At 59.7% G+C, this 18,782-nt stretch carries 17 protein-coding genes; 5 read left to right on the forward strand and 12 right to left on the reverse strand.

Features of this window, described 5'->3' with window-relative positions:
* Positions 1-21: 21 nt before the first annotated feature.
* The 4 genes from GGD46_RS02835 to GGD46_RS02850 all read right to left on the reverse strand — a co-directional run bounded on the left by GGD46_RS02835 (position 22) and on the right by GGD46_RS02850 (position 5,499).
* On the reverse strand, positions 22-1,380 hold the full coding sequence (locus GGD46_RS02835) for an esterase-like activity of phytase family protein (RefSeq protein WP_184701610.1): 1,359 nt from the start codon (positions 1,378-1,380) through the stop codon (positions 22-24).
* A 164-nt stretch (positions 1,381-1,544) separates the two neighbouring features.
* A complete protein-coding gene (locus GGD46_RS02840) occupies positions 1,545-2,597 on the reverse strand; it encodes an adenylate/guanylate cyclase domain-containing protein (RefSeq protein WP_184701612.1) in 1,053 nt (350 codons plus the stop codon).
* 192 nt (positions 2,598-2,789) lie between these two features.
* A complete protein-coding gene (rnd, locus tag GGD46_RS02845; RefSeq protein WP_184701614.1) occupies positions 2,790-3,935 on the reverse strand; it encodes a ribonuclease D in 1,146 nt (381 codons plus the stop codon).
* A 172-nt stretch (positions 3,936-4,107) separates the two neighbouring features.
* Positions 4,108-5,499 carry a multicopper oxidase family protein gene (locus GGD46_RS02850; protein ID WP_184701616.1) on the reverse strand — a complete coding sequence of 464 codons (1,392 nt, stop codon included), beginning with the start codon at positions 5,497-5,499 and terminating at the stop codon, positions 4,108-4,110.
* 264 nt (positions 5,500-5,763) lie between these two features.
* On the opposite strand from GGD46_RS02850, the gene aspS reads away from it, so the two are divergent.
* Positions 5,764-7,554 (forward strand): aspartate--tRNA ligase, encoded by a 1,791-nt coding sequence (gene aspS / locus GGD46_RS02855; RefSeq protein ID WP_184701618.1) that lies wholly within the window; start codon positions 5,764-5,766, stop codon positions 7,552-7,554.
* A gap of 73 nt (positions 7,555-7,627) precedes the next feature.
* Here aspS and GGD46_RS02860 read toward each other — a convergent pair whose 3' ends face one another.
* Entirely contained in the window at positions 7,628-8,797 is a 1,170-nt protein-coding gene (locus GGD46_RS02860) for a serine hydrolase (RefSeq protein ID WP_184701620.1), read from the reverse strand.
* A gap of 66 nt (positions 8,798-8,863) precedes the next feature.
* Here GGD46_RS02860 and GGD46_RS02865 point away from each other — a divergent pair, with 66 nt between their 5' ends.
* Positions 8,864-9,520, forward strand: coding sequence for a TetR/AcrR family transcriptional regulator (locus tag GGD46_RS02865; protein ID WP_184701622.1), 657 nt, complete (start codon positions 8,864-8,866; stop codon positions 9,518-9,520).
* 132 nt (positions 9,521-9,652) lie between these two features.
* On the opposite strand, the gene GGD46_RS02870 is transcribed toward GGD46_RS02865, so the two are convergent.
* A complete protein-coding gene (locus GGD46_RS02870) occupies positions 9,653-10,840 on the reverse strand; it encodes a hypothetical protein (protein ID WP_184701624.1) in 1,188 nt (395 codons plus the stop codon).
* Between the two features lie 232 nt (positions 10,841-11,072).
* Between GGD46_RS02870 and parC the strand changes: the two genes are divergently transcribed.
* Complete coding sequence (gene parC, locus GGD46_RS02875) at positions 11,073-13,331, forward strand: DNA topoisomerase IV subunit A (protein WP_184701626.1); 2,259 nt, start codon at positions 11,073-11,075, stop codon at positions 13,329-13,331.
* A gap of 91 nt (positions 13,332-13,422) precedes the next feature.
* Here parC and GGD46_RS02880 read toward each other — a convergent pair whose 3' ends face one another.
* The 6 genes from GGD46_RS02880 to hemB all read right to left on the reverse strand — a co-directional run bounded on the left by GGD46_RS02880 (position 13,423) and on the right by hemB (position 17,501).
* Positions 13,423-13,815, reverse strand: a complete 393-nt coding sequence (locus GGD46_RS02880; protein ID WP_184701628.1) for a type II toxin-antitoxin system death-on-curing family toxin — start codon at positions 13,813-13,815, stop codon at positions 13,423-13,425.
* Positions 13,812-14,033: an AbrB/MazE/SpoVT family DNA-binding domain-containing protein gene (locus GGD46_RS02885; protein ID WP_174174233.1), complete on the reverse strand. Its 222-nt coding sequence runs from the start codon at positions 14,031-14,033 to the stop codon at positions 13,812-13,814. Before GGD46_RS02885 ends, GGD46_RS02880 begins: the two co-directional genes overlap by 4 nt.
* Positions 14,034-14,083: 50 nt before the next feature.
* Positions 14,084-14,980, reverse strand: coding sequence for a DMT family transporter (locus GGD46_RS02890; protein ID WP_184701630.1), 897 nt, complete (start codon positions 14,978-14,980; stop codon positions 14,084-14,086).
* Positions 14,981-15,760, reverse strand: a complete 780-nt coding sequence (locus GGD46_RS02895; protein WP_184701632.1) for an arginyltransferase — start codon at positions 15,758-15,760, stop codon at positions 14,981-14,983.
* Between the two features lie 182 nt (positions 15,761-15,942).
* Positions 15,943-16,401 (reverse strand): RDD family protein, encoded by a 459-nt coding sequence (locus tag GGD46_RS02900; RefSeq protein WP_184701634.1) that lies wholly within the window; start codon positions 16,399-16,401, stop codon positions 15,943-15,945.
* 86 nt (positions 16,402-16,487) lie between these two features.
* On the reverse strand, positions 16,488-17,501 hold the full coding sequence (gene hemB, locus GGD46_RS02905) for a porphobilinogen synthase (RefSeq protein ID WP_184701637.1): 1,014 nt from the start codon (positions 17,499-17,501) through the stop codon (positions 16,488-16,490).
* Between the two features lie 144 nt (positions 17,502-17,645).
* Between hemB and GGD46_RS02910 the strand changes: the two genes are divergently transcribed.
* Both GGD46_RS02910 and ldtR read left to right on the forward strand, forming a co-directional pair.
* Positions 17,646-18,086 carry a DUF6163 family protein gene (locus tag GGD46_RS02910; protein WP_184701639.1) on the forward strand — a complete coding sequence of 147 codons (441 nt, stop codon included), beginning with the start codon at positions 17,646-17,648 and terminating at the stop codon, positions 18,084-18,086.
* A gap of 133 nt (positions 18,087-18,219) precedes the next feature.
* Positions 18,220-18,735, forward strand: a complete 516-nt coding sequence (gene ldtR, locus GGD46_RS02915; RefSeq protein WP_106997707.1) for a transcriptional regulator LdtR — start codon at positions 18,220-18,222, stop codon at positions 18,733-18,735.
* Positions 18,736-18,782 lie beyond the last annotated feature (47 nt).

Genomic DNA, 18,782 nt, shown 5'->3' on the forward strand with positions numbered 1-18,782 from the left:
GAGAGGCGGTTTCGTTGCGGCTTACTTCGCGTTCAGGAAGTCGCCAACTTCGAGCAGGCTGAATTCGTTATCGTCGGCCTTGTTGACGGCGCGGCCTGCGGAGAAGGGCAGGTTGTTGTCGTTGCCGATGATAATATGGGTGGCGTCGACGCGGTCGACATTCTCGATGGTGATGAAAGGCATGTCGTAGAAGCCTTCGCCACCGCCCTGACGACGCTTATGGTCCGGATCCTCGATCCGCATCAGGTCGATATAGCCGATCTTGCGAACGGACTTACCGACATTGGCGTCGCTGAATTCGATCTTGTAGACGCGCTTGAGCTCGGCCGGAGCTTCGAAGCAATCGGGCTTCGGCTGCTTGGGATCGGCGCAAGCCTTGTCCTTGGTGCCGGCACCATTATCGCGCTCGATAACGAGAGCCGTCTTTTCGTCAAGCATGTTGAAATCGCCGATGGCGAGGCCCTTGTCGGCGAAAGGATACAGCCAGCTGCGGCCGGTCCAACTCTTGGAGGCGACGTCGAACTCGATGACGCGAATGGCCGTCTTGCCTTCGACGTTTTCAACCTGGCCGTCTTCCTTGTAGATCGGGCCTTCGAGCATACCGTAGAGCTTGGAGCCATCCTTCGACATGGCAAGGCCCTCGAAGCCGCCCGAGCGCTTCAGATTGAAGGCGGGCATCTTCTGTGTCGGGTTGCCCGGCAGCTGCAGCAGCGGGTTATCGGGAGACATGACCGACTTGCCGTCGACCGTCGTTGCGAAGACGTCCGTCAGCTGGCCATTGGTGTCGAACTTCAGCAAATAGGGGCCGAATTCTTCACCGATCCAGAATCCGTCGGCAACAGGCTGGATCGATTCGATGTCGAAATCAGCGCCGGTCAGATAGCGCTTGTCCGCGCCTTCCATAACGATCGGGAAGGGAGCCTTCTTATTCGGGTCGGACAGGAACAGGTTCTTGACCACTTCGACCTTGCCGCTGTCCCAATCGAACTTGAGCTGGTGCAGGAAGAGCATGGCGTCGCTGGAGTTCTGCTTGGTGCCGAAGCCGTTGTCGGAGAGCGTCCAGAAGGTGCCGTCGGGCATGGTCTTGATCCCGGAGAAACCCTGGATCGGCTGGCCGGCGAAAGGCAGCTTGATGTCGGTGACGCGAGCACCATCCTTGCCCGCGATGGAGCTGAGCGCTTCGGTACGCTTGCGGTCCGGCGTAGTGAATTTACCGGAGGTTTTCAGGAATTCCGCTGCGTCGGCAGGGGCGGCGGCGACTGTATTGGCCGGCAGGATCGCCTGTCCAACGAGCTTTGCCTTGAACTGCTGCTCATCTGCCTGAGCCGATGCAGTGAGCAGAATAAAGAGTGCCGTGGAGGCGGAAAGAATTTTGGTCATTATGTCACCTGGTTGGTGGGATTGGCGAAAACATCCTCCGCTTAGCAGGTGAGCTGTGTCGGCGAATTAACGCCTAGGTGAAGTTTTGGTGACTGTGGACAACCCATAGGGTGTGAAGCTCGGGCGCGCATCGGCCCGATGATACAGCCAAAGATCTCTATGACTTACGATCTACCGTTGGCGGCCTTCAGCGCTTGCCGGTCTTGCGTATGCAGCGCGATGACACCGAGATGCTGATCGCGACCGCGCACGGCGTGCTCACCCAGCTCTTCCTTGATGATTGCTTCGGGAAGGTCGAGCCTTGCGGCCAGATCGCTCGAAATCAGCACCTGACGCTCCAGTGTCTTGCAGAGCGTTTCAAGCCTGGCGGCGGTGTTCACCGTGTCGCCGAAATAGGCGATCTTGTGATGATCGACGCCGATTTCTGCCGTGACGATGCTGCCGCCGTGCAGCGCGGCGCGCAGACGCGGCACTCTGCCATAGGACTTCAGCCAGGTTTCGGAATTTGCCTCGATATCGTTGAGGATATTGAAGACGCAGCGGACGCAGTTGGCGTTCTTCAGGCCGCGGCGAAGTGGCCAGGTGATCAGCGCGGCATCGCCGATATAGTCGTCGATAGCGCCCTTGTGCCGACGCACCGGCTCGGCCATCGCGGCAAACACTGCACCCAGAAACGCCTGCGTCTTCAGATCCCCATGTTCCTCCGCAAAGGCGGTGGAGCCGACGAGATCGATGAACAGGAAAACGCGCTCTTCCTGCGTCGGGTTGCGATACCGCCCGGTCAAGAGGCTGAGGAAGACATCGCGACCGAGGAGTTCCCGCACGCGGCCGACGAAGATGATCACGGCAGTCACCAGGACGGCGTATAAATAGACGTCGAACTTCAGCAGGGTGAGGTCTTCCCATGAGCCATCGACCAGGCCGAGCAGCTTCAGCAGGCTGCCCGCCATCGCATAGCCGACGCTCATCAGAAGAAAATCGACGATCAGCGACGAAAGGATGAAGGCAGGTGTCGGCAGCCGGTGCACCCAGACGTTCAGCCTCGGCAGGATCATTCGGCGCTCGAAGGCCAGCAGCGGCATGCCGCAGAACAGCGCGAAGATTGCGCCGATATACATCGGCGCCTGCGGGAAGAACATCACGCCGTAGATCACGCCGGTCGAGGCGACAAGCAGTGATGACAAAAGCCAGGTACGCATCGAATGGAGAATGCCCATTCACCTATTCCGCCGAGAAGCGACGCCTGTCATCGACGCGGGATTGCGCCGGGAAACCGAAACGTCATCGAACATAACGACTGCGTAAGACGTTCATTCCACGAGATTTGCGGCGCGATCATGATGGCGGCCAGCGTCTCGATGTGCGAATCATACGCAATCACGAGACGCTGTGGAAGGAGAATGTCGCTATTATAGGGCGACGGTTTCGATCCGCTTTCCGACGAAGCGCAATGCCACATGGCCCTGGATCAGCTGCAGGGCAATTTCGCCGAAGAGATCGCGCCGCCAGCCGGTGAGGGCTGCGACATCGGCCTTCTCGCCTTCGGCGGCAATCTTGTCGAGATCGTCGCTGTTGGCGATGACCTTTGGTGCGACGCCATGCTTTTCGGCGATCAGCTTCAGCAGCACTTTCAGCAGTTCCGACGCCGCTGCAGTGCCCTCGGGCGCCTGCTGATGGCGCGGCGGATGCGGCATCTCGGATTTCGGCAGCGCGAGCGCCGCATTGATCGCTTCGAGAACTGCCGCACCGGCAGCCGAACGCTCCCAGCCCTTCGGGATGGTGCGCAGCCGTGCCAGCGCTTCGGTATCCTTCGGTTGCTGCTGGGCGATCTCATAGATCGCATCGTCCTTCAGCACGCGGGCGCGCGGAACGTTGCGGGAGCGTGCCTCGCGTTCGCGCCAGGCGGCCACATATTTCAGGACTGCCAGCTCCGGGGGCTTGCGCAGCCGCATCTTGAGCCGCTGCCAGGCGTCGTCAGGATGCAGGTCATAAGTGTCGCGCGCTTCGAGGATCGCCATTTCCTCCTGCAGCCAGGAGGCTCGTCCCTCGCGCTTCAGCTGCTCAGCAAGCGAAAGGTAGACATCGCGCAGATGGGTTACGTCAGCGAGGGCATAGTCCAGCTGCTTTTCCGAGAGGGGCCGACGGCTCCAGTCGGTAAAGCGCGAGGACTTGTCGATGTGGACGTTCTTGATGCGGCTGACGAGCTGGTCGTAGGAGACCGAATCGCCGAAACCGCACACCATCGCCGCGACCTGCGTATCGAAGATCGGATGCGGAATGAGATTGCCGCGATGGAAAATGATTTCGATATCCTGGCGCGCGGCGTGGAAAACCTTCAGCACGGCCGGATTGGCCATGAGCTCGAAAAAGGGCGCGAGGTCGAGCCCCTTGGCCAGTGGGTCGACTAATACCTCGGTGGTCGGGCTCGCCATCTGTATCAAACACAGTTCCGGCCAGAAGGTGGTCTCCCGCAGGAATTCGGTATCGATGGTAATAAAATCCGACTTGGCCAGCTCTTGGCAGGCCGCCTCCAATTGGGCGGTAGTTTCGATCATCTCAACACATTCATCGATAAAATAGTTCTTTAACTTCCTTCTCCTTTCAGCCGGATATGTCAATACTTTCGCGGACAAAGCGTTGCGGCTTGCCGCTTTTGGCTGAAATTACTAGAGGGTTGATGCCTCTTCGAAGGGGTAATGGGCTTCAAGAGCTGCCTGCGGCCCTTCGTTACGCCACGCGGACGTAGCTGGTCATGCCCGTCTTCTGGTGCTCGATGATATGGCAATGCAGCAGCCAGTCACCCGGATTGTCGGCAACGAAGGCAAGCTGCACTTTTTCGTCGGGCTGGATCAGATAGGTATCGGATACGAACGGTTGCACCTCCCGTGTCGAGGAGGAGAGGACCGTGAAGCTCATGCCATGAAGGTGGATGGGATGGCTGTGTGGCGTGACGTTTTCCATGTCGATGACATAGCTCTTGCCGAGTTTGAGTTCGGCAAGCGGCGCGGTCGGATCGGGTGTATCGCCCGGCCATGGCACCTTATTGATGGCCCAGAAGCTGTAACCGAGCGAGCCGCAAATACTGTTGACTGCCGTGTTTTCCGCCGTTGCGCTGAGGATCAGCGGAATATGGGTGGCAGAGCCGAGGTCAGCCTTTTGGACTGGATTGGCCTCCAGCGAGGCCAGATCCCGAACGTCGCGCTTCAGCGTGGCGCCGACCGCGCGCAATGTCGCCAGCACCTTCGGGTTGGTGCCCTTGATATCCTCCAGCTTGACGACCGCACCTTCGGCATCGGGCATGCGCACGGCGAGTTCCAGCCGCTGTCCGGGGCCAAGCTGCAGGACATCGAGCGGAAAACGTTGCGGCACGGGGTTGCCGTCGATCGCGATCACGGTCGCTTCGGCGCCGTCCACACGGAATGAGAAGATGCGCGTGACGTCGGTAATGGCGACGCGGAGCCGCACAAGCCCGCCGGAAGGCGCGTCATATTGCGGCTGCTGCTGCCAATTGGCGGTGCGGATCGTGCCGTAGGTGCCGGATTTGGCCGCATCGCGCGGACGGAACTGGGCGATGAACTGCCCGTCATTGCCCAGTCGCCAGTCACGCAGATTGAGCACGACTTCCGAATCGAACACCGGGTCCTTGGGGTCTTCGACCACAATGACGCCGGTCATGCCGTGACCCATCTGCTCCAGCGTGTTGCAATGCGGATGATACCAGAAGGTTCCGGCATCGGGCGGTGTAAAGGCGTAGTCGAAGTGATCGCCGGTATAGACATAGGGCTGCGTCAGGAAGGGAACGCCGTCCATGTTGTTCGGAAGGCGGATGCCGTGCCAATGGATGGTCGTGGGATCGTCGATGCCGTTGATCAGCCGCGCGGCGAAAGCTTCGCCCTTTTTCATGCGCACCACCGGCGGCATGCCGGCTTCACCATAGGTCAGGACATCCCTGGTTGCGCCGCCATCCGCAAGATTTGCCTCGATCTTGGCGGTCTTCATCACGCGCGGCTCGGCTGCTGCAGCGCTGCCGGCAAACTTCCCGGCAATGCTGAGGCCTACCCCATAGGCGCCGGCGACCGCGGAGGCTTTCAGAAGGTTGCGGCGTGTGAGGATCGGCATGTCGGGCTCCTGGGGCGAAGATATGTGGTGTCTGTTTAAAGTTGACCTTGCCGTTCAGCAATAGCATTGCAGTAGCCAAACTGCCGCAGCGGCTAATCGCGGATGCTGGCAGCGGTGGTGAATGCAACAGCTTTAAGTCGACTTCCGGCGTTCGAGCCTTGACAAATCGGGCGCGCCATGCGCTTTTCCGCCCGATTTTCTCGTCGGCAGGCGAGGGGCTTGCATGTCCTTTCGCCGCGGCCCGCCAAGTCCAGGATATATACTATGCATCGCTATCGCAGCCACACATGCGCCGCCCTGCGCAAGTCCGACGTCGGTTCGACCGTCCGCATCTCCGGCTGGGTTCATCGCGTCCGAGATCATGGCGGCGTGCTGTTCATCGACCTGCGCGATCACTACGGCATCACCCAGGTCGTCGCTGACCCCGATTCTCCGGCCTTCAAGCTTGCCGAAACCGTTCGCGGCGAATGGGTCATCCGCATTGACGGCCTGGTGAAGGCCCGTACGGACGATACCGTCAACAAGAACATGCCGACCGGCGAGATAGAGCTTTACGCTCAGGAGATCGAAGTGCTCTCCGCCGCCAAGGAATTGCCGCTGCCGGTTTTCGGCGAGCCGGACTATCCTGAAGACGTGCGCCTGAAGTATCGCTTCCTCGATCTGCGCCGCGAAACGCTGCACCGGAACATCGTCAAGCGCACTCAGGTCATCTCCTCCATGCGCCGCCACATGGGCGAAGTCGGCTTCACCGAATACACGACCCCGATCCTGACGGCGTCTTCGCCGGAAGGCGCGCGCGACTTCCTCGTGCCGAGCCGTATCCACCCCGGAACTTTCTACGCGCTGCCGCAGGCGCCGCAGCAGTACAAGCAGCTGCTGATGGTTGCCGGTTTCGACCGCTACTTCCAGATCGCACCGTGCTTCCGCGATGAAGATCCGCGCGCCGACCGTCTGCCGGGCGAATTCTACCAGCTCGACCTCGAAATGAGCTTTGTGACGCAGGAAGACGTCTGGAACACCATGGGCCCGCTGATGACCCAGGTGTTCGAAGAGTTTGCCGAAGGCAAGCCGGTGACCAAAGAATGGCCGCGTATCCCCTATGATGTCGCCATCCGCAAGTATGGCTCCGACAAGCCGGACCTGCGTAACCCGATCGTCATGGAAGCTGTCACCGAGCATTTTGCCGGCTCCGGCTTCAAGGTTTTTGCCAACATGATCGCCTCCAACCCGAAGGTTGAAGTCTGGGCAATCCCGGCCAAGACCGGCGGTTCGCGTGCATTCTGCGATCGCATGAACGCCTGGGCGCAGAGCCAGGGTCAGCCGGGTCTCGGCTACATCTTCTGGCGCAAGGAAGGCGAAAAGCTCGAGGGTGCAGGCCCACTTGCCAAGAACATCGGCGAAGAGCGCACGGATGCGATCCGCACCCAGCTCGGCCTCGATGACGGCGACGCCTGCTTCTTCGTCGCCGGCGATCCCTCCAAGTTCTACAAGTTTGCCGGTGAAGCCCGCACCCGGGCCGGCGAAGAGCTGAACCTGGTCGATCGCGACCGCTTCGAGCTGTGCTGGATCGTCGACTTCCCGTTCTTCGAATGGAGCGAGGAAGAAAAGAAGGTCGATTTCGCCCACAACCCGTTCTCGATGCCGCAGGGTGGCCTTGAGGCACTGCAGAACCAGGATCCCCTCACGATCAAGGCGTTCCAGTACGACGCCGTCTGCAACGGCTTCGAAATCGCCTCGGGCTCGATCCGTAACCAGTCGCCGGAAACCATGGTTGCCGCCTTCGAAAAGGTCGGCCTCAGCCAGACCGACGTCGAGGAACGCTTCGGTGGGCTCTATCGCGCCTTCCAGTATGGTGCACCTCCGCACGGCGGCGCTGCCTTCGGTATCGACCGTATCGTCATGCTGCTGGTCGGTGCCAAGAACCTGCGCGAGATCTCGCTGTTCCCGATGAACCAGCAGGCACAGGATCTGCTGATGGGCGCTCCCTCGGCCGCAACGCCGACGCAACTGCGCGAACTGGCAATCCGCCCGATCCCGCCGGTCAAGAAGGACTGAGGCTTTCAGGCCATATGAAATGCAAAACCCGGCGACCGAAATCGCCGGGTTTTTGTTCGAGCCAGTGTGTCAGTTAGATCCCGGCATAAACAGCTTTCGCCAGATCCATCGTAAATTGCCCCCACATGCCCTCGAGGGCCGTGTTGGTCAGGGCGACCACTGTCAGGCTCTTTTTGGCGTCGACGAACCAGCTGTGGCCGTAGACGCCGCCCCATTTGATCGTGCCGGCGGAGAAGGGGACCTGGCCCGCAACAGGGTCGGTGACGACGGACCAGCCATAGCCGAAGCCGAAACCGGCCTGCAGCGCCTGCATATGGCCGCCTGCCTGATCGGTCATCATCGTTTTGACCGTATCGGGTGAGAGCAGCGGCGCACCGCCCTTGCGGATGGTGTCGAGAATGGCCAGCACGTCGCTTGCCGTTCCCGCCATGCCCGCGCCGCCGGAGTGATAGGAGGCGGGGTCGAATATTCTGTCGGGCGCAAAGCGGATCACGCCGTCGAGTATCGGAACAAGCGTGTCGTCTTCCATTCGTTGCGGCTGGGGATCACCATTTACGTAGTTGGCCGTGAGGCGGCTGCGATCCCGGACCGAGAATGCCGTATCCGAAAGGCCGAGCGGCTGCATGACGAGCTCTGCGACCGCCTCACCGAGCGCACGGCCGGTTTCCTTCTCGATGATGCCGCCGAGCACATCCATCGCCAGCGAGTAACGCCAGTCCTCGCCGGGTGCAAAGATGAGAGGCGCGCTTGCGAGGCGCTGAAGGTTGTCAGCCACGGAACGGCCTGGCGTGTCCAGACCATCGGAGACGCCGGCCCGATGATATGGACCATCCTGCTCTTCAGCGAAGGTATAACCCAGCCCGGACGTGTGCGACAGGAGATGGCGAATACGGATGACGGCCTCGGTTCCATCGGCCAGTCGCGGCCGGAAATCCGGCAGCCATTTGGTGATCGGATCGTCGAGCCCGATACGGTTCTGTTCGACGAGGCGCATGGCGGCGATGGTGACGATCGGCTTGGTGACGGAGGCCAGCCGGAAGATGGCATCCTCGCGCATCGCGACTTTGTTTTCCCGATCTGCCAGACCGGCAGAGCGGGCATAGACCAGCTCTCCGTCCTGGGCGACCAGGACCACGGCCCCAACCAACCTCTTGTCAGCGAGAGCGGAATCGATTGCGGTGTCGACACCTTCGGCGAGGCTGCTTTGGGTCGGACGCGTGGAATTTTCCAGGGGGAGACTCATCGGGCAAAACCTTCTATAATCACAATGACCATTCCTGAATAACTCAATTCGGAGACTATTTCTAGAGTGACCATTGTGAAAAATAAAGAAGAGGCCGAAAAATCTTCACCGCGCAGGCGCGGACGCCCGCCGGCTTTCGATCGCGAGACTGTTTTGGCAGCGGCGCGGGACACATTCTGGCAGCATGGCTACGACGGTTCCTCTATCGCCGATCTGACGGCGGCGATGGGCATCACGCCACAGAGCCTCTATGCCGCCTTCACCTCGAAAGCGGAGCTTTATCGAGAGACGCTGGATCAGTATCGGCGCATGCCCCGGCCGGAGCCCGGCAATCCGTTTCAGGACAAGGTCGATACGGTCACCACCTTTGAACGCTTTCTGACGAATTCGGCCAAGATCTTCACTGCTCCGGAGCACCCGAAGGGCTGCATGATCTCGACGGCGGTACTGAACTGCGCAGAGGAAAACGAGCCGATCGCCCATCACGTCGCATCGATGCGGCTTCAGTCGCTGGATATCTTCACCACCCGCATTGAACGGGGCATCGCCGAAGGAGACATGCGGCCGGATACCAATGCCCGTTCCCTGGCCCGGTTTCTGGGCGCGATCGTGCAGGGTATGTCCGTTCAGGCGCGAGATGGCGCGACGACGGAGGAGCTGCTTTCCCTGATGTCCCATGCGCTGAACGAACTCAGGAAATATCAGCTGCACCCTGCGACCTGAGTTCGGAGCAATTCCAGGAAAAGTGCGAAGCGGTTTTCTGTCCGAAATTGCGTAACAACAAAGGGCTCCAGGCAAAGAAAAACCCGGCAACCGAGATCGCCGGGTTTCTGGAAATGGCTTGGGAACTGCGTCTTAGTCGTTCGACGAAACCTTCAGGCCGATGACCTGCGGGATCGACTGCGGAGCGCCCATGGCGGCGCCGATGATCATCGGAACCGGAACCGGCTTGCCGGGAGCAGCCGTGACCGTCAGGCTCTTCGGATTGTCGAGATAGGCGTTGACGGCGGTAGAAACGGCGTTCTGCAGTTCTGGAACGTTGAGCTGTGCCATCATGATCGGCGTCATCGCCTTCAGCGTGTCGGCCAGCTGCTTGCCCGAGACGCCCTGCTGCTTGCCGGCGAAATCAAGCGCGCGTCCGGTGATCGACGCATCGTCGAAGCGGATCTTGGCGCTGTTGAAGGTGAGCTGCTGCAGCAGGCCGAGCATGGCGAGACCAGCCGACTGCTGTGCTTCCTGCTGGTTCGGGTTCGAGCGAACCGTCTTCAGCGCTTCCTGCAGCGACTTGGCAAATGCAGGCGTGTAGCCCGAAATGCTGAAGGCTAGGTTCAGCTTGCCGATATCCTTGAAGTCGAAGGAGTATTCGCTGATGTTGATGGTGCCGGGGCCGATTTCCCAGCTGCCCTTCATGGCGATGGTGCCGTCGATCTGCTGCAGTTTCAGCGCTTCGATGGCTTCTTTGGCCTTGGCATCGTCAACCTTGCTCAGGTCGCCCTTGATGCCATTGATCTTGGCATCGAAATCGATGCCCGACTTGTCGTCGCGCTTGTTCATGGTGGCGTCGGCGCCCTCGATCGAGAACACTTCGGCATCGTCCTTGGTAACGGACACCGCGCCGGCATGGGCGCTCTTATAATAGAGGAGCGAGGTCAGGTCGCCCTTGCTTGTGTCAGCCGGAATTTCGACGCCATTGAGTTTGAGATCGGTGGCGGAAATGGAGGCGCCATCCTTGTCGAAATCGACGTCGGCGAAGTTGATCTCTTCGATCGTGTAGCCGCCGTCTTTTTCTTCGACGCCGTCAAGGGTGATGTCGCCAAGCGGAAGGCTATCGTCCATACCGGCGGCCTTGAAGCTTGCACCCTTCAGCGTCACGGTGCTTCCGTCGATATCGATACCCTGGGCGGCGACTGTGCCACCCTGCTGACCGTAGACATCATTGATCTTCTTCAGGAGATCATTGCCGTCAAGCGCGAAGGCCGAGCTGGCGAAAGACAGAATGGCGGCGCTGCAGAGCATCATCCGCGTGGTCCGATAGAAAGTCATAGTTGGCGTTTCCTCGTTGAGCCGGTGTCTCGGCGGGGGCGTACATATTCAGGGTGTACTGCGGGGGATTTATATTGATCTTTCCGTAAAAATCCAACGACAAAGAGGATACTGTGCAACCGCAGCAAAAATGTGTGTGCAACCGCATCGAAAGGCGCTGGAACCGCCTTCATCCACAGGTGCTTTCCGCTGATTTCTTGCCGGGAATCGCCATCTCCGATAGTCAAGGGCCATGGGAAAAAATCTGACACCGCCGCCCGGTGACGGCGACGACAACATCCTTCCGGTCGATCTGAAGGCCGCGCTCGAAGAGCGTTACCTGGCGTATGCTCTGTCGACGATCACGCAGCGCGCGCTTCCGGACGTCCGCGACGGACTGAAGCCGGTGCATCGCCGTATCGTTTATGCGATGAGCGAGATGGGACTTCGCCCGAATTCGGCCTTCCGCAAGTGCGCCAAGATTGTCGGCGAAGTGATGGGTAACTATCACCCCCATGGTGACCAGTCGATCTATGATGCGCTGGCGCGCCTGGCGCAGGATTTCTCCCAGCGCTACACGCTAGTCAACGGCCAGGGCAATTTCGGCAATATCGACGGCGATAGCCCGGCCGCGATGCGTTACACCGAATCCAAGATGACTGCGGTGTCCGAACTGCTGCTGGAGGGCATCGATCAGGATGCGGTGGATTTCCGCGACACCTACGACGAGTCGAATTCCGAGCCGATCGTTCTGCCGGGTGCTTTCCCAAATCTGCTGGCCAACGGCTCTTCCGGTATCGCCGTCGGCATGGCGACCTCCATTCCCTCCCACAATGCCCACGAGCTTTGCGACGCGGCGCTGCATCTGATCAAGGATCGCGATGCCACCGTCGAGAAGCTGGTGGAACTGTATATTCCCGGCCCGGATTTCCCGACCGGCGGCATTATCATCGATGATCGTCAGAGCATCATCGACAGCTACAAGACCGGCCGCGGCGGGTTCCGTGTTCGCTCCAAATGGGAAATCGAGGATCTCGGCCGCGGCGGCTACCAGATCGTCATCACCGAAATTCCCTTCCAGGTGCAGAAGTCGCGCCTGATCGAGAAGATCGCCGAGCTGCTCATTGCGCGCAAGCTGCCGCTGCTGGAAGACATCCGCGATGAATCCGCAGAGGATATCCGCGTCGTCCTGATTCCGAAGAGCCGTACCGTCGATGCGACGATCCTGATGGAATCGATGTTCAAGTTGACGGAGCTGGAAAGCCGCTTCCCGCTCAACATGAACGTTCTGTCCATGGGCCGCATTCCGAAGGTCATGGCGCTGAACGAGGTGCTGAAGGAGTGGCTTGACCACCGCCGCGAAGTGCTGCTGCGCCGCTCGCGCTTCCGGCTTGCCGCTATCGAAAAGCGCCTGGAAATCCTCGGCGGCTTCCTGACGGCCTACCTCAACATCGACGAGGTTATCGCCATCATCCGTGAGGAGGATGAGCCGAAGCCCGTAATGATGGAGCGATTCGGCCTTACGGATATTCAGGTCGAGGCGATCCTCAACATGCGGCTGCGCTCCTTGCGCAAGCTGGAAGAGTTCGAAATCCGCAAGGAGTTCGATAGCCTCACCAAGGAAAAGGCCGAGATCGAGTCGCTGCTGGCTTCGGAAGACAAGCAGTGGCAGACGGTCGCCTGGGAAATCGGCGAAGTGAAGAAGAAATTCGCCAAGGCAACCGAGATCGGACGCCGCCGCACCCAGTTTGCCGAAGCGCCCGAAGCCGACGACGCGGCAATCCTGCAGGCGATGATCGAGAAGGAACCGATCACGGTCGTCGTCTCGGAAAAGGGATGGATCCGTGCGCTGAAGGGGCATATTTCCGACACTGCATCGCTCACCTTCAAGGAAGGCGATGGGCTGAAGGTTGCCTTCCCCGCACAGACGACGGACAAGATCCTCATCATCACAACGGGCGGCAAGGCATATACACTCGGCGGCGACAAACTGCCCGGCGGCCGTGGGCACGGCGAACCGCTGCGCATCATGGTCGATATGGAAAACGATCAGGACGTGCTGACGGCGTTCGTGCACGATCCGCAGCGCAAGCAGCTGATTGCTTCCACGGCGGGCAACGGCTTCATCGTGGCTGAGGCGGAACTGGTCGCCAATACCCGCAAGGGCAAGCAGATCATGAACGTCTCGTATCCCGACGAAACGAAGCTGCTGGTGCCGGTCTCAGGCGACCATGCCGCGGTCGTCGGCGAGAACCGCAAGTTGGTCATCTTCCCGCTGTCGCAGGTACCTGAGATGTCCCGCGGCAAGGGCGTGCGCCTGCAGAAATACAAGGACGGCGGCATTTCCGATATCCGCTGCTTCGTCATCGCCGATGGTCTGACCTGGGAAGATAGCGCCGGCCGCACTTTCACCAAGACCAAGGACGAACTGACGGAATGGCTCGGCGATCGCGCCGGCGCAGGCCGCGGGGTGCCGAAGGGCTTCCCAAGAAGCGGCAGGTTTTCTGGGTAGGGGATGACCGGGTGAAGCCCGGTCAATCGACCCGGTGCCCATCACTGCGACGAACGCCAGATCCCTAGCGAAGAGCCGGGTGGTGCGATTATCACCCGGCAAGCCGAATGCTGAAATCTCTCAAGAATTGGGTTGCGCCCATCTCGTCAATTTCTCCGGCTGCGACACCTTGTACGAAAGCGACAATAGTCCCATCATCAGCCTCGATGAGATAGCCGTTGATGTATAGGAACGTGAACGTCGCTAGATAGCTGGCCCGCTTGTTCCCATCGGAAAATGGATGATTTCGGACGATCCCGTAGAGGTAAGCGGCGGCGAGGACAAATAAATCACTCTCGCCATAAGCGGCCTTATTCAACGGGCGCGCCATTGCAGCTTCCAACGCATTCTCGTCCTTTAGACCCGGCAACCCGCCATGCTCAGCGATCTGCTCCTCATGCATGATCTCAACGGCTTCGCGGGATAGCCATTTATATTCATTCATTTTGCGAGTTCGCGCAGGGCGCTGCGATATTTCTGCATGCCAAGCCGCGCGGCACGCAATTGTTCCGCAAGGTCGGCTCGCTCGGGAACCAGTTCGATGTTCCCGTTCACTTCTCGTATCTCCAGCGCATCGCCGTTTTTCAGGCCCAGTCTTTGGAGAACTTCCTTCGGAATAATGACGCCTTCGGAGTTGCCGATCTTTCGAATGGTGACGTTCATTTCTGAGCTCCCGTGTAATAACCTAGTTATAACATAAGGGGGTCGTCACCTCAATGTGCAACGCCTTGGGCGACAATCGCCGCTCTCGCCTTGACCCTGGCCTGCCACAGCGAATGGGAGGCCAGCGCCAGGATCAGTATCGCGCCCCCGGCGAGCGTCATGTTGCTTGGCGCCTCCGTGAAGATCAGCCAGACCCAGATCGGCGCCAGGATTGTTTCCAAGAGATAGAACATCGCGACTTCCGGTGCCGAAAGATAGCGGGTGCCTGTCGCGAGGCACCAGAAGGAGAGGGGCATCAGCACGCCGCCATCCAGCAGGATCCAGCCAGGATGATCGATGGAGAAGCCGACCGGCACGACGTGATAAAGTCCCACCGCTGCGGGTAGGGCGGCTGCCAGCAGCGAAGCGAAGCCCATGCCCCGGCTGGAGGCGCGGCTGATCGTTATGGCGCAGGCGCTGGAAAGCGATGCGAGCACGGACAGGGCGTCACCCAGCAGATGGCCACCCTCCATGCCGTCCCCAACGATCAGCCCGACCCCGATGATCATGACCGCCATGGTGATGAACGTCGAAACGGCAGGGCGTTCCTTGAGGAAGATCCAGGAAAGAAGTGCAGTGAACATCGGATTGAGGGCGATGATGAACACCACATTCGCCGCCGTCGTATAATAGACGGCAAGAAGAAAGCAGATCGTCGTCAGGCCATAGAAGAAGCCGACGGGGATGCCGAGCCAGCCCGGCAGTGCGCCGCGCACCGAACCGCTGACACGTCGGATGACGAAAAGGGCACTAAGCGCAGCAACGACCGTGGCCAAGCTGCGCACCGAGAGCACCGACCACACCTCGCCGCTCGCAAGTCGGATCAATGGTATGTCCATCGACAGGACCAAGCCGCCGAACGTGGTCAGCAACAGGCCCTTTCTATGGTCGGAGAGATTGGCGAACATTCAGCGTGCGCTGTCTTTACCGTCGTCCGCAGCGGGATCGAAGCGCTCCCAGCCGCGCGGGGTCAGATGCTCCTGCGGCTGAAAGCGTGTCTTGTAATCCATCTTGCGCGATCCCCTGACCCAATAGCCAAGATAGACATGTGGCAGGCCGAGCGCTTTCGCCCGCTTGATATGATCGAGGATCATGAAGGTGCCGAGCGAGCGTTGGTCGAGATCGGGGTTGAAGTAGGAATAGACCATCGACAGGCCATCGCTCATCACGTCCGTCAGAGCTGCGGCCAGAAGCTCGCCTTTCGGACGCTGCTCCAATCCGGAACCTTCTTCGCGGCGGCGATATTCGATGATGCGCGTGTTGACATGCGTGTCCTCGACCATGATCGCATAGTCGAGCACGGTCATATCGGACATGCCGCCTTGCTGGTGGCGATAGTCGAGATATCGGCGGAAAAGAGAATATTGCTCGCTCGAGGGCTGTGCCGGAAATTCGGTGGCAATCACATCGCTGTTGGCCGCCAGCACGCGTTTCATCGAACGGCTAGTCTCGAACTCCTGGGCGAGAATCCGCACCGATATGCAGGCGCGACAGGATTCACAGGCGGGGCGATAGGCGATGTTCTGCGACCGTCGGAAGCCGCCCTGGGTCAGGATATCGTTCATCTCCGCCGCACGCGGGCCGACAAGATGAGTGAAGACCTTGCGCTCCATCTCGTGCGGCAAGTACGGGCAGGTAGCCGGTGCCGTCAGATAAAACTGCGGAGATGGCGTCGACTGCGTATTCATCTGCCGTTTATTGCCTTTCTTTCGGCACTAGTGTTTTCACAAGCATGGCCCAAGTTTAGAAAACGTCAACTACGTCCTTCGTTAAAGATCACAGTTTCCTAATTGACTGCACATGGCAAAGCCACCCCGCGCCCCGATCGGCTCTGCGGGGTAGCCCTTTGCGACAAGGTTTCGTCGTGATTTTAGGCCGTGCGAGCGATGACCGTGCCGAGCAGCATGTCATGGATCAGCCGGCTGCGGTCGGTGAACAGACCTGCCAGCAGGATGAGCGGTGTCAGCACGGAGTTGAGGATCCAGAACAGCGCGAGATGAACGATCGCCGTGAGGAAATCCATGCGGCGGCCGTCGACCCTTACCATGGTGATGCCCATGGCGCGCATGCCGAGCGATGCCTGGTACGGCCCGCCAAGCGTCCAGCCGAAATAGAGCCCGGCGACGAGGATGAAGAGCACCGGATAGAGAACGAAGCCCAGCCCGAATGTCAGGATCGATACGAAAAACAGCAGCACCGCCGCCGGAATGCAGAGGAGGGCGACGATGATATAGTCGACAATGAAGGCGAAGACGCGCCGGCTCAGCACGCCACTATAGGCGCGCCAGTCGTCCGGTGCTGCGTAGAGCGGGCTGGGGTTCAGGCTCATCGTTTTCCTCCTTGGGGAAACATTTGCCGAACATATGGTATCAGGGCCCGCAAATACAATAAGCAGGCCACCGACACGGCCTGAAACTATTTTTTCGCCAGCTGCCTAGCAACTTCGACGGCAAAATAGGTGAGGATGCCGTCGCAGCCGGCGCGCTTGAAGGCGAGCAGGGTCTCGAGCATCACCTTGTCGCCGTCGATCCAGCCATTGGCGGCGGCGGCCTTGATCATCGCATATTCGCCCGAGACCTGGTAGGCGAAGGTCGGAAGGCCGAAGGCTTCCTTCAGCCGCCAACAGATATCGAGATAGGGCAGGCCGGGCTTGACCATCAGCATATCAGCGCCTTCCTCGACATCGAGTGCGGCGTCGCGCACGGCCTCGGTGCCGTTGGCGGGGTCGATATAATAGGTCTTCTTGTCGCCCTTCAGCAGGCCTCCGGTCGAGATCGCCTCGCGGTAAGGGCCGTAGAAGCCGGAGCTGAACTTCGTCGCGTAGCTCATGATGCCTACACCCTGGTGTCCGGCGGCGTCGAGCGCCTGGCGGATCGCGCCGATACGCCCATCCATCATTTCGGACGGCGCAATGATGTCCGCACCCGCGTCCGCCTGGTAGACGGCGGCGCGCGCCACCTGTTCGACCGTTTCGTCGTTGACGATTTCATTGCCGCGCAGAATGCCGTCATGGCCATGGCTGGTGAAGGGGTCGAGGGCGACGTCGGTGATGACGCCGATATTCGGAACGGCCTTCTTGATCGCGGCGCTGGCAAGATTGATGAGATTGTTCTTCTCGAGGCTGTTCGAACCGGTCTCGTCGCGCAGCTCCATCTCGATGTTCGGGAAGGTGGCAAGCGCGGGGATGCCGAGATCGGCCGCTTCCTTCGCCGCTTCGACGGCTTTATCCACCGTCATGCGATTGACGCCGGGCATGGCGGGGATCGGCTCCAAAATGCCGGTGCCGGGAATGATGAAGATCGGCCAGATCAGATCGTCCACAGTCAGCCGGTTTTCCTGCACGAGGCGGCGCGTCCAGTCAGCCTTGCGGTTGCGTCGCATGCGGCGATGCCCGGTGATCTCGTCAACGAGATGCGTCTTGTTTTCCATGATGCCGCCATCCTTTTTCGTCTATGAAAGGCCTATTATATGGAGAGCGTACCTATCACGCTGTCCCCAGAATTCAAAAGCGGGCGAAAGGCCGCAGCCAAGATCTCGCTGGCGAGGCCGATGCCTCCTACGTATTGTTCGCGCATGGAACCTGATTCTTCGACCGTACCCAAGAATACGCTGACGGACATCCTGTTCGTGCTGTTCCTGCGGCTGATCGCGATCGCGTGCTTCTGGCTCGGCCTGCAATATTGGGCGATGCTCGTCGGCTATTCGCTGGATGGCCATGCCCGCTTCGATCTCCTCAATCTTCCGTGGAAGGTCGCCGGTGCCGGACTGGCCGTCGTCTTCCCGGTGGCGGCACTCGGCTTGTGGCTGACCGTATCCTGGGGACCGGTCATGTGGGTACTGGCCGCAGGCGGTCAGGCATTGATGTATGGCATGTGGCCGGAGGTCTTCGGATCCAATCCTTTGATCATGATCTTGCATGCCTGCGTTGCCGTGCTTTATTGCCTGTTCCGTATCCTGCTGTGGCAGGAAAAGCGCCGCCGCCGTCGGCAGCAGGTAATGGTTGATTTACCCTGAGACAGCAACACTTCCTGGTAAGGTGCTGTTAAGCCTGCAGTTTAAGTAGAATTTTATGTGTATTCGATAGGGTCTCACTCAAGGCGGGAAGAAAACGACACCGCCAAACAAAACAGAGTGAGGCCAAGTCATGATGAACACGAAAATCAAGCCGCAGGCAGTTGCGAACGCTCGGGACCAGCAGGTTGACGATATCCGGGCTCTCTACATGGAATCCCTCCACCTGGTCGAGCGTTTGCACCGCCGCCTGCTTGATGTAATCAAGGACGAGTTCGACCGTCAGGGTCGCGACGACGTCAACGCCGTCCAGGCACTTCTCCTTTTCAACATCGGCAATTCCGAGCTGACGGCCGGCGAATTGCGGTCGCGCGGTTTCTACCTCGGCTCCAACGTTTCCTACAACGTCAAGAAGCTGGTCGACCTCGGCTTCATCAACCATCAGCGCTCGCGTATCGACCGTCGCTCGGTCCGCATCAGCCTGACGGAAACCGGTCAGGAAATCGCCGAAACCGTCGCCAAGCTCTATGAGCGGCACATCGGCTCGATCGACAAGGTCGGTGGCATCGGCACCGACGAGTTCACCCAGATGAACAAGCTCCTGCAGCGCCTCGACCGCTTCTGGAACGACCAGATCCTGTATCGCCTCTAAGAACATGCCGTGCAGAAGCGCCTAGCGGGTTTGCGACAACGACATGT

Origin of the sequence: Martinezella lusitana (genome assembly GCF_014207095.1) — a bacterium.
In the GTDB taxonomy this organism is placed as follows: domain Bacteria; phylum Pseudomonadota; class Alphaproteobacteria; order Rhizobiales; family Rhizobiaceae; genus Rhizobium; species Rhizobium lusitanum_B.